The sequence below is a fragment of the Clostridioides sp. ZZV14-6387 genome, assembly GCF_020657835.1.
Taxonomy (GTDB): domain Bacteria; phylum Bacillota; class Clostridia; order Peptostreptococcales; family Peptostreptococcaceae; genus Clostridioides; species Clostridioides difficile_A.
The window spans coordinates 72624-85010 of sequence record NZ_JAGWCW010000003.1 but is presented as its reverse complement, the minus strand read 5'-3'; the positions used below and the strand labels follow the sequence as shown (position 1 = coordinate 85010).

Annotated in this window: 8 protein-coding genes; 2 read left to right on the top strand and 6 right to left on the bottom strand. The window is 26.1% G+C overall.

Annotation, left to right across the window (positions count from 1 at the left end; genetic code table 11):
- Positions 1-3: 3 nt before the first annotated feature.
- The gene (locus KGF38_RS02645; RefSeq protein WP_227832146.1) at positions 4-2127 is read right to left on the bottom strand and encodes a molybdopterin-dependent oxidoreductase; all 2124 of its coding nucleotides are present in this window, start codon (positions 2125-2127) and stop codon (positions 4-6) included.
- Between the two features lie 330 nt (positions 2128-2457).
- On the opposite strand from KGF38_RS02645, the gene KGF38_RS02640 reads away from it, so the two are divergent.
- Positions 2458-5643 (top strand): DEAD/DEAH box helicase, encoded by a 3186-nt coding sequence (locus tag KGF38_RS02640; protein ID WP_176702524.1) that lies wholly within the window; start codon positions 2458-2460, stop codon positions 5641-5643.
- A 104-nt stretch (positions 5644-5747) separates the two neighbouring features.
- On the opposite strand, the gene KGF38_RS02635 is transcribed toward KGF38_RS02640, so the two are convergent.
- From KGF38_RS02635 to KGF38_RS02615, 5 genes are all read right to left on the bottom strand, one after another.
- A complete protein-coding gene (locus tag KGF38_RS02635; RefSeq protein ID WP_054270650.1) occupies positions 5748-6512 on the bottom strand; it encodes an alpha/beta fold hydrolase in 765 nt (254 codons plus the stop codon).
- 173 nt (positions 6513-6685) lie between these two features.
- Entirely contained in the window at positions 6686-8179 is a 1494-nt protein-coding gene (locus KGF38_RS02630; protein WP_074179616.1) for a DEAD/DEAH box helicase, read from the bottom strand.
- A 324-nt stretch (positions 8180-8503) separates the two neighbouring features.
- Complete coding sequence (locus KGF38_RS02625; RefSeq protein ID WP_054270652.1) at positions 8504-9046, bottom strand: N-acetylmuramoyl-L-alanine amidase; 543 nt, start codon at positions 9044-9046, stop codon at positions 8504-8506.
- 305 nt (positions 9047-9351) lie between these two features.
- The gene (locus KGF38_RS02620) at positions 9352-10299 is read right to left on the bottom strand and encodes a DUF11 domain-containing protein (protein WP_054270653.1); all 948 of its coding nucleotides are present in this window, start codon (positions 10297-10299) and stop codon (positions 9352-9354) included.
- Positions 10300-10326: 27 nt separating this feature from the next.
- Positions 10327-10821: a hypothetical protein gene (locus tag KGF38_RS02615; RefSeq protein ID WP_054270654.1), complete on the bottom strand. Its 495-nt coding sequence runs from the start codon at positions 10819-10821 to the stop codon at positions 10327-10329.
- A gap of 259 nt (positions 10822-11080) precedes the next feature.
- Between KGF38_RS02615 and KGF38_RS02610 the strand changes: the two genes are divergently transcribed.
- Complete coding sequence (locus KGF38_RS02610; RefSeq protein WP_227832145.1) at positions 11081-12334, top strand: MFS transporter; 1254 nt, start codon at positions 11081-11083, stop codon at positions 12332-12334.
- Positions 12335-12387 lie beyond the last annotated feature (53 nt).

Sequence of the window (12387 nt, the reverse complement as noted above, 5' to 3'; positions counted from 1 at the left end):
CATCTATCTATTTATCTTTTCAATCTTACACTTACAACTTCTATATGCAGGGAATCCACTATAAGGGTCAAAATTATCACAAATGATGCTATTTACATCAGCTTCTCTGTATCCATGATACATATGTATATTTCTGTATAAAACTCTGTCTGTAACATTAACTTTCACATTTAAACTTCCTATCTTAGTAGTTATTTTTATATAATCTCCATTAATAACATCCAATTCTTTTGCATCTAAACTAGAAATATCACAACTAGCTTCATTTTTTAATAGCCTTGAAAGCTTTATGTCATGAAGTCTTGAATGTAATGCATTTGGAATTCTTGCTCCTGATGTCAATAGATGAGTATAATCACTATCTATATCATCATTAAATCCTCTATATGTTGGTAGTGCATCTAACCCAAAATCTTTATATTTTTCAATAATTACAGATTTTAATTCAAACTTAGATGTGCTAGTATCATATCCATCTCTTGTGTATGAACCTACTATGTATGGTTTAAAGTCTTTACATTTTAATGGCAAATCACTTTCTTTAAGTTTATCTACATCCACACATGTATCTTTGAACATATGTCTTATACTTGCTTCATAACCTGCCTTTAATAAGTCATCATCTACATCCATAACATTTGCTAAACCTGAAAGTATTTCTACATCTGATTTTGAATCATATAATGTATCAATAACCTTTTTAGTATATGTAATATATCCACCTGGATAACTCTTACATTCTTCTCTTTCAAAAGATGTACATGCAGGTAAAAGTATATCTGCATATTTTGATGCATCTGTCATAAATAAGTCTATATTTACAAAAAAATCTACAGTATCTAATGCTTTGAAAAGTCTGCCAGAATTAGGAAACATTCTAGCATTTATCCCATGGCAAAACAAAGCTTTTATTTCATATGGTGTTTTTTCTTCTATCTGCCTTGTTAAATCCATAGCCTGAAATTGAGTCACCATCTCATTCCATAGAGGAAACCTTTCTCCACCAATTCTTTCATTTATATTTTTAGGTAGAACCTCTTTTACAAAATCTTTCTCTAGTGCTTGAAATCCACCTAACTTACCAGCAAAGTAATCTTGTTTTGGTATATTACCACCTACTCTGTCATAATTACCTGTTATAGCTGATAAAGACATCATTGCTCTATAGTTTTGAAATCCATTTTGATGATGAACTATTGGAGCTGCACTTTCATTTATACAAAACGGACCTTGAGACAACATATCTACTGCTTTTATTATATCATCCTTAGAAATACCTGTAATCTTACTTACAGTATCTAAATCAAATGATTTGACATATTCTTTATATTCGTTAAATCCATATACATGTTTTTCTATGTATTCTTTATCTATTAAATCTCTTTGTATAAATAGATTTGCCATACCAAGAGCCAAGGCCCCATCAGTCCCAGGTTTAACTCTCAAATGAATGTCTGCTATTTTTTGAGTTGTTGGTGTTATTCTAGGGTCTACAATTATAAACTTTATTCCTTTTTCTTTTAATTTTGTTAGATTTACACTATTTAAAAATTTAGAGTAGTATGGATTAAATCCCCACCCTAAGTAAGTCTTTGTATTTTCCATATCTTGCATTGTAAAGTTTCTCCCAGTCGCAACATTTCCAGCCATCTGTGCTGATGTTGAGCATGAGCTAGATTCTGTGCCATAATTAGGAGAACCAAAGGAAGATGCAAACCTTTGTAAAAACGGTCTATACCACTTTCCATAACCTGTAAAAAATGCTACATGCTTTGCTCCATATTCACTTTTTATTTTATTTAATTTCTCTCCTATTTCACTATAAGCCTCTTCCCATGATATTGGCTTAAACTTACCTTCACCTCTTTTACCAATTCTCTTTAATGGTGTCTTTATTCTATCTTCTCTATAGATATACTCTCTATTACAAAGACCTTTTGTACATAGCAATCCTTTGTTCATTGGATGTTCTTTTGTACCTTCTATTTTTATAATTTTACCATCTTTAACATATGCATCAATTCCACAATGTATTCCTGGAGAACAAATATCGCACAAAGTTCTCTTTATTTCTATGCCAGTTTCTTCACATGGTATTTTAGCTTTAAGCAAATTACAACTATTCATATTGACACTCTCCTTTCCTAATAATAAATATAATTATTAAACTTATTATACATTCTTTTCATTCAAATATCATATTTTAAATCCTATATATTATAATATTTAAGAATATTTTAATAATAAAGCTTTATATTTCTAATATTTATTTAGATAATTATTTTTCATTCATAGTTTATAAGATAATACGACAAAAATCTAATAGTAAATTGTTATTTGCATATATCTTATGATAGATAAAAGCTATTTATATATACTTTAATTTTAGCTATAGATTTAGAGTGTAAATTAAATGCATTTAGATTATAATATATACAGTGAGGTAAGGTGAATAAAATGAAAATAGATATGATATATAAATTAATAAAAAGAAATACAGAGCCATCAAGGTGGTCAAGAGGTGTAAAATACTACACTAATCAGTTGGTTGATTATATAGACATAGATATTGATGACCTACAGAATAATCTGCTGACATTTCGTGGTGGAGTCAATTCTGAAGATAATTATAGCTTTTATTTTAGCTCAATAACTATAGATATAAGACATTTTAAGATAATTGAAAATGATTGTGGTTGTGCTGATTGTCAATCAAAGGGTGTAAATCAAAGAATTTTCATATGTAAACATATAGTTGCTATTGTTATAAAAAGTTTAAGACAAATAAAAAGTAAAAAAGATGTTCCTCCTATTTTAATAGACATATTAGGTAATGATAAGGATAAAAGTTCTAATACTAATTCTAAAACTAACTTAGACTTAAGTAAGCAACTGCTTTCTTTTTTAGATAATACTAAAAGAGAAAGAGTTAATTTAGATGTATTAATAAATATAGATTCAAATAAAGCAATTGCCGAATTTAAAATTGGAATTGACAAGATGTATATTCTAAAAAATATTACTGAATTTGCATATTCAAAACTTAATGGATATGAGTTAGATTTTGGAAAAAAATTTACTTATAATCCTAGCATTCATTATTTTGCTGATGAAGATGAGAAATTAGTAGACATTATAGAAGAATATGGCACAAATCTTTCATACAATTTTTCTTCATCATATTCAAAGAAGTTTATGGAGATAAATGCAAGCTCTTTAAAACAGTTTTTAAATGCTATTAAATACAAAGATTTTACACTTATTTTTTCTAAAAAAGAATACCACCCAAAAATATTAAATGATACTTTGCCACTAAAGTTTAATTTTAAAAATATAGAAGATAAAATAGTCTTATCTTCTCAAGATTCGCTACCTGTTCCACTTACAAAAAAAAATGATGTACTTTTATATGATGGTAATCTATACTTGTTATCACATAAAAAAGCTCATGATTATTCAAAAATCTATCAAGTATTATCAAAATCTAAAGAACTTAAATTTGACAAGGAAGATTCTAAAGATGTTTTAGGATTATTGGTACCTAGATTAAGGGCTATATCTCAAGAAGTTTATTTAGATGACAATATAACAAATAATATAACAAAAGATTTTAGAGCTGAATTCTACTTTGATATGATTGATGGAAACATATGTTGTGATATAAAGTATATATATGACAATGAAGAGAAAAAATTTATACTTCCTAATACACAAAAAGAAGCTAAAATTGAGAATAAAATAACTTCTTCACAATTTATAAAGGAAAATAACAGTTATGTATTTAAAGGAAGCGATTATGACCTATTTACATTTTTAGATTCACAATTAGAATCTTTAAAAGAATTTGGAGATATATATTATTCTGAGAAGTTTAAATTGAAAAAGATATACAATTCTTCATCAATTCAAGCTTCAATCAATCAAACTAATCAAAATTATCTAGAATTTAATTTTAATATATCTGATATAAATCCAAAAGAGTACAAGTCTATTCTGAAAGCTTTTCAAGAAAAACGTACTTTTTATAAGCTTAAAGATGGAAACTTTATAGATTTATCAGAAAGAGAAACACAAGACTTTTTTGAATTAGTTGAAAATCTAGATATAATAGATAAATCAAAAAACAACAAAATTCATAATAATAAAGCTCTATATATAAATGACATGATAAAAGGTAAAAACTTAAAGTTTATAGATGGCAAAAAAGAATTGGATAGTATTTGTGAAAAATTCAAAAACTTTGATAGTATAAATTTGGAAATTCCAAACAACTTAAAAGCAAATCTTCGCGACTACCAAGTAAATGGTTTTAATTGGTTTAAGGTTTTAGATTATTATAAATTTGGTGGTATATTAGCTGATGAAATGGGTCTTGGTAAAACAATACAGACTATTGCATTTTTATTATCATTATCTAATAAAAAAAGTCTTATCGTTACACCCACATCACTTATTTATAATTGGAAAAATGAATTTGAAAAATTTGCTCCAGATATAAAAGTTTTATTGATACATGGAAGTAAGAGAGATAGAGAAAAATGTTTTATGGAGTTACAAAATTTTGACATAATACTTACAACGTATGGAACCCTTAGAAATGATTTAGAAAAATATAGTGAAATAAAATTTGATTATTGTATCATAGATGAGGCTCAAAATATCAAAAATCCTGTAGCTTTGGTGACTGAATCTGTAAAAAATATAAATGCAGAAAATAAATTTGCACTTACTGGTACTCCTATGGAAAATAATCTTCTAGAATTGTGGTCTATATTTGACTTTATAATGCCTGGTTATTTATATAGTAAAACAAAATTCCAAGAGTTGTTCATAAATAAAGAAGATAATGTTAAAAATTTAAAAAAACTTATAAAACCTTTTATTCTTAGAAGAAGTAAAAAACAAGTTATGAAAGAGCTTCCAGATAAAATTGAGAAAAACTTTTTTGTCGAGTTAAATAAGGAACAGAAAAAGATATATAGTGTATATGCAAAAGATATACAAGACAAAATAAAAGATAAAAATCTAAAGAAAGATAAAATAGTTATTTTTTCTTACTTAACAAAGTTAAGACAACTTTGTTTAGACCCAAGTATAGTAGTAAAAGATTATGGTAAAAAAAGTTCAAAGATTGAAACATGTTTAGAAATACTTAGGGACAGTATAAATGAAAACCACAAGATATTACTATTTTCACAATTTACCTCTGTACTTAAAAACATAAGTAAAGAACTTGATAAGTACAAAATTGAATACCATTATATAGATGGTAAAACTAATGCTAAAGAAAGACTTGAGCTTGTAGATGAGTTTAATAATAGTATGGATAAAAAAGTTTTTTTGATATCTCTAAAAGCAGGTGGAACTGGTCTTAACCTTACATCTGCTGATATGGTAATTCACTTCGACCCATGGTGGAATCCATCAGTGGAAAATCAGGCTAGTGATAGGGCTCATAGATTTGGTCAGAAAAATTCAGTACAAGTTATAAAATTGATTGCTAAAGGAACTATAGAAGAAAAAATAATAAAATTACAAGAAAGTAAAAAAGAACTTATAAACCAATTTATAAATGGAGAATTATCCAATGAAGGTGTCTTGAAAAGCTTGTCTGATGATGAGATAATAGATTTATTTAATTAAAGTATTTAACCTTACAGCTTAACTATATAAATTTATTCTAAAATTTATATAGTTAAGCTACATTTTATGTAAATACTAAAACTTTAAATAATCATATTACTAAATTATTCTTTTAAAAATTCCTTTGCTACATTTGAAAAATTCAATCCATTTGATAAAATGGCTGGATGACCACCTTCATCAAACAAGTACATTTTACAATTATTAATTTTTTCAATAAGTGCTGAAAAAGTATTTTCAAAAAAATCAGGAGATACTAAAGATACAAACTCATCTTCTTTACTTCCTGTTAAAAGTACATCTGGTTGCATAGTTTCTAGAGGTTTATGAAAAAATTTACCTATAGTTTTATAGTGTTCAAAAATAGCTTCTGTATCATTATCTACAACTTTTTCCCAGTTGTCTCCTTGATTATAAATATAAAAAGCTTTTGCCCCAGCATCCTTTTTTGATTCTTCACGCTCTATCTTCACATTTTTTACAAATGACTCTAAAGGAACTTCTCCCTCAAAACTGTCTGCTATTACTTTATTAACTAAGTCAGGTCTTTCAAGGGCAACATTTAATGCTACAAGAGCCCCTCCACTACTTCCAATTATATTTACCTTTTTATAATTCATTTTTTCTAAAAAGCATATAACCTGCATAGCCTCATCAAACCATAAATCTACAGAGAATTTATCCACCATTTCAGATTCACCATGACCTACAAAATCTATTAATATTACCTTATATTCATCTTTGTAAAAATCAACTACTTCATTAAACATCTTAGAAGAAGCAGTATTACCATGTAAAAAAAGTAATGGTATACCCTCTCCTATCTCGTTATAGTAACATTTCTTGTCATTATAAGTGAAATATGCCATACATTCCCTCCTCTAATATCTTTATAAATATATGTTTATAACTTATATCCATAGTGACTATTATTATAAACACATAATACCATTATAACTTACTTTTTAAAGTTTCGTAACTCAATAATTTTTTGAAAATATAAAATTATTTTATTAAACTTAATTCACACTCTTAACTTCAACTATCTCATATCTCTCTTTACCTTAACCATCTTTTTCTTTATAGGTATTTCCTTATATTTTTTTGATATTAAGTCTCCTTTATAATTCAATATATCTACATATGAACACAAATCTTGAACTTCTATTACACCTATATCATCATTAGCAATTTCTTTTAGGTTACTGAACGCCCCAACTATATCTAAAACTCTTATTTTCTTTTTTTTACCAGCATTTAAATATAATCTTACCACTTCATCTTCTGAATTTAGTTTTGTATCTTTGCCCTTTTGATAACTTTTACTGACTTTCTTTCTTTTTAATGCTTCTTTTAAAAGTTCTTTTGAATATTCATCAAACAATCTTTTCCCTGATATAACTTTACTTTTCTCTATTTCAGGTATTTCATATATTTTATATCCTATATATTCTTCTATGCCTTCTATATATTTTTCATCCCACGTATCCACTATAGTAATAGCTTTTCCACTACTTCCTTTTCTTCCAGTTCTTCCTATTCTATGTATGTAGTTTTCCTTATCATAAGGTACATCATAGTTTACAACTAAAGAAATATCATCGATATGTATTCCTCTAGATGCTACATCACTACTAACTAACACATTGAACTTTAAGTCTTTAAAATCTTTAATTACAAATATTCTTTTTTCTTGTGATAAATCAGCGTGTAACTGCCTTACCAAAAAACCATCTTTACTCATCTTATTATATAGTCTAGATACTTTTTCCCTAGTATTACAAAAAATTATTATACTCTTTGGATTTTCACTGTATATTAAATTTTTTAAAATTATATACTTATCTTGTTCATTTACTTTTATTATTCTATCATCTATTTGTTTTACTTTCTCATTATTCTTATCTTCATTTTCACCTACATTTATAATGCCATAGTTTGGCATATATTTTTCACATATATATTTTATTTCTTCACTCATTGTAGCTGAAAATAGTCCTATTGTTTTCTCTTTAGGTAAACTTGATAATATTTTTTCCATTTGCTCAACAAAACCTTTATTAAACATTTTATCAGCTTCATCTATTACTAAATACTTTATATTTTCCAACTTAATAGTACCTTTATTTATATGGTCAATTATTCTGCCTGGAGTAGCTACAACAACATGAACTCTTTGCTTTAATTCTGATATTTGTTCTTTTATAGGTTGCTTACCAAAGATAGCACTACATCTAACTTTCTTTAATCTCCCTATTCCTGATATCTCCTCTTTCACCTGTAAAGCTAATTCTCTTGTTGGAACAACTATAAGTGCTTGAATATTATTGTACTCTACATCTATATTCTCACATACAGGTATCGCAAAACTTGCTGTTTTTCCACTTCCTGTTTTTGATTTCACTGCTATGTTTTGACCATTTAACAGTTTTGGAATAACCTCTATTTGTACTCTAGAAGGTATATTATATTCTAAATTTTTCAATGACTTAAGTATCTTTTCGTTTAATTTAAATTTTTCGAATGTATATTTCATATATTACCACCTTATTATATTTATCTTATCTCTTATATTTTTCTACATTATCTTATTATAATACAAGGTTGTAACATTTTTATATTATTTATTATACTTAAATAATATCTATATTATATAAAGTTACAGTTTAGTTCTAAATAAATTATAGATTTATATTTAAATACCCCTTGAATATATTGATAAATCAATACTTTCAAGGGGTATTTCTTGTGGATAACTAAACTAATGTATCTTTTACAGGTTTAAATTATACCAATATATTGTGTTTTAGTTTGTATCTAAAATTAAAAGGTATTAATCAACACCTAAGTCACCATAATCTCACATACTTATATCTTTGTTTAATATACCTTCTGCAATTAATCGTGCTATATAATCATAACCTGCTTCATTGGCTTTATTACAATCATCCACATTATCACAGAAAAAACTTTCAATCTGTATTGCAACTGGATTTGTGTTTCTCAATATATATAAATTTTCTCTTTTTTTAGCTCCTCTATTTTCAAATAATTCTCCAAGTTTATTAGATACTCTTTTAGCATATTCTAATCCTTCATTACCATAATAAAGCACTTCTGCACCAGATTTTGTTCCATCACCTTTATTTAAATGTAGCTCTACTAGTAAATCGTATTTGCCACTATTTACTTTTGGAACTCTATAGAAAAATTCTTCTCTTTCTGACATAAAATGCCTTTCTGGACAAACTATTACATCTACTGTATTACCTTGACTTATAAGCATCTCAGCTAACATAGGAGCTAATTTTTTGTTATAATTGTATTCATCAACTATGCCACTTACACCTGTACTTTTACCACCCTTTAGTATACTATGACCTACTGTTATGCATATTTTCATTTACCTTTTTCACCTTCTTTTAAGCCAATTTTTATATAATAGTAATATGATTTTAAAGTTATTACTAATAATAATATATTAATTGAAGAAGGCAAAAGTTCTCTGTGATTATCATTTTTTTAACATATTTGTCTTATTTTATCATAAATCTACACTTTTAAAATATTATATTATACTTATTATTTAGAATTACTTAAAATTAAGAATTTCTATTAATTATTTATATATACAATATATATCAATATCTATGTTTTTCTATCTAATAAAATGCTAGCTTAATAAATTTAATTTTTAACTTTGAAGAGTTAATAATACAATAAAAGTGATGTATCTATAAATAATTCATCTGCATTTAGCTCATTTACTGATGTATGTTCAATTTTTATATTTATATTTTTCATATCCTCATAAACAATTCCAACTGGTGAACAAATAAAACAAGAAAATCCAAAAGTTTTTGTTATCTTTTTTACTTTATTCTCATTAAAATTTGTTTGCTTCTTACAGTCACTTATATTCTTATTATTATTTTGTAAATCATTATCATAACCCATTTCTTTCTGAATATTATCAGACTTGCTCATTACTTTAAACTTACTATGATTTCTACAACTATAGTCCATTTCAAATTCTATACTTCCAAAAACTATTAAATTGCACAGATTTAAATCTTTTCCTTTGTTTGTAGGATTTTTTATAGGTTTAACATAAAGTATCTTACTATTTATGTTTACTTTTAATATATCTTTTAGGTTTTTAGGCATCTTTAAAGTATTGCTTATATTCAACTGCTTAAATACAGTTTTGTTTATGTTGGTATAAACACTATTACTTTCCACTGATATTCTTGTTGGAAATTTATCTAGGGTACACTTATAATAATAGTATATATTAGCATTATTCTTTATAACTCTATATGCTGAATTTGGCAAAACTACACTCTTAAAAGATATTATTTTTTTACAATTAGCATCTATTTTTCCTATGTAAAAACCTTGTTGTGGGTCTAATCCACATTTTGTAATACTATTAACTTTTACAGTATTATTTATAAATTCTATATATTTAGAAATATAATCTTTAAAAAATATATTTCCTGTTTTATATTTACTCGTATTTGTAACAATAATAGTGTAAGTCAAAATGTCGAATACAGATGCACATTTTTTATCAACATATTTTTCTACTTTTAAAATACTTCCACTTATATCATTTGAAAAGACATCATTAAAAGTAGTTTTAGTTATTCTCATTGCATCCACCTTTCTATAATCTAAAGATTACTCCATTTTAGAACTATTTTCATAACTTATAATTGCAGTCACACTAATAAATAAATTATTATCATCTAAAATAGACGATGCCATATCTTGTATAAGATACTTTAAATTAATTTTCTCTTTATTTTCTATTCTCCTAGGCATTTGTATAAATGTACTGAAAGGTATTTTTAATTTAAGTATATTTCTCTTATTAGAGCTTCTATTTCTCTTATTCCCCACATAATCTAGTATCACATCAGTATCTATATCACCAACTAAAATTAATTTCTTACCCGTCATTTGCTCATCTTCTAATGATACACATTCCATCGTATCAACAAGACTTATATTATGAATATTCATATTACAAACAGATGTCTCCAATGAATTTACTATGGATTTTTTAGAAGCTAACTTAAAATTTTTATATGTATTAAATTGAGATAAATAAAAAGTATTTTCTAGTCTTTCACATCTTTCAAAATTATATATTACCTTATTATTTTCATACATAATCACATCAATCTCCCTATATCTATATATTAATACTATTCATAAAAACTCTTCTAAATTACCCATTTTTGATTATTCACCATATAGCTCTTATCCTTTTTAAGACATAATAATCTTTCATACATATTGATTTCTATATTAACAGTAAAAACTTATCTTAAAATTTTTCATTGAATATATACTATTGACTTTTGGAATATAGTTTATTATAATTTTAATAGACCGACAGTCGGTCAAGAAAAAGAGAGGTGTCCTATATATGCAAAATTTAGATAAAACAAATAATTCTTTTAACAAAAACTTTAACCTTGTAGTACTCGGTCAAATTATATCTATACTGGGTTCATCATTATTAAGATTTGGTCTTTCTACTTATATTTTAGATATAACAGGTCGTGCAGATATATTTGCAACTTTATATGCAATATCAAATATTCCACTTCTATTGTCCCCAATTGGTGGTGCAATAGCTGATAGATTCAATCGTAGAAATCTAATGGTTATATTTGATTTTATGAGTTCTATAATTATCCTCATTTTTATCTGTCTTTTTTCTACTATAAATGATTCTATTGTATTAATTGGAATTATTATGATACTCCTATCTATTATTAGTTGTATGTATCAGCCTACTGTACAGGCAAGCATACCTTTAATAGTAAATGAAAAAGATTTAGAACAAGCAAATGGAATTGTAAATGGAATAGGTGCACTTTCAAGTATGTTTGCTCCTGTACTTGGAGGTCTTTTATACGGTCTTATTGGACTTAAGATGCTTCTTATTATAAGTTGCGTTGCATTTTTTCTATCAGCAGTAATGGAGATGTTTATTTATATCCCTTTTAATAAAAGAGACTTTAATGGTGACATAGTAATGACTATAGTTAATGACATGAAAAAAGGATTTTCTTATGTTGTAAAACAGCCTTATATTAGTAAAGCTATGATTCTGGCAGCTTCTTTAAATTTATTTTTAACTCCATTTTTACTTGTCGGAATACAATATATTTTGCGTGTAACAATGCACAGTAGCAATAATATGTATGGCATAGGAATAGGGATTATAGAATTTAGTAGTGTTTTAGGTGCACTTTCAATAGGTTTATTTGCAAAAAAAATGAAGATGAATACATTATATCGCTGGTTAATGCTAATTAGTATTTTAATGATTCCAATGGCTATTTCAATTTCTCCTTCAATGCTCAGACTAGGATATTATCCATCTTTTATATTATTATTTATTTGCATTATACCTATTGCTATGTCTATGACAATTATCACTGTATTTGTCCTAACTATTGTCCAAAAACAAACACCTAATGAATTATTGGGAAAGGTAATGGCCACTATTACAGCTGTATCACAATGTGTTGCTCCAGTAGGTCAAATTATGCATGGTAAATTATTTGAAGTTTTTAGCCTTAAAGTTTATATACCTATAATATGTATGTTTATAATTATGCTATTAATTTCAGTTCTTGCTAAGTATCTATATAAGAATGAGATATCATAATAAAATCATATTACAGCTAAAAATATACATTTCATTTCCTCAAAGATACTTTT

Coding starts and splice junctions, on each gene's coding strand:
- KGF38_RS02645 (WP_227832146.1), bottom strand. CDS start 2,127: ATGAATAGTTGTAATTTGCTTAAAGCTAAAATACCATGTGAAGAAACT.
- KGF38_RS02640 (WP_176702524.1), top strand. CDS start 2,458: ATGAAAATAGATATGATATATAAATTAATAAAAAGAAATACAGAGCCA.
- KGF38_RS02635 (WP_054270650.1), bottom strand. CDS start 6,512: ATGGCATATTTCACTTATAATGACAAGAAATGTTACTATAACGAGATA.
- KGF38_RS02630 (WP_074179616.1), bottom strand. CDS start 8,179: ATGAAATATACATTCGAAAAATTTAAATTAAACGAAAAGATACTTAAG.
- KGF38_RS02625 (WP_054270652.1), bottom strand. CDS start 9,046: ATGAAAATATGCATAACAGTAGGTCATAGTATACTAAAGGGTGGTAAA.
- KGF38_RS02620 (WP_054270653.1), bottom strand. CDS start 10,299: ATGAGAATAACTAAAACTACTTTTAATGATGTCTTTTCAAATGATATA.
- KGF38_RS02615 (WP_054270654.1), bottom strand. CDS start 10,821: ATGTATGAAAATAATAAGGTAATATATAATTTTGAAAGATGTGAAAGA.
- KGF38_RS02610 (WP_227832145.1), top strand. CDS start 11,081: ATGCAAAATTTAGATAAAACAAATAATTCTTTTAACAAAAACTTTAAC.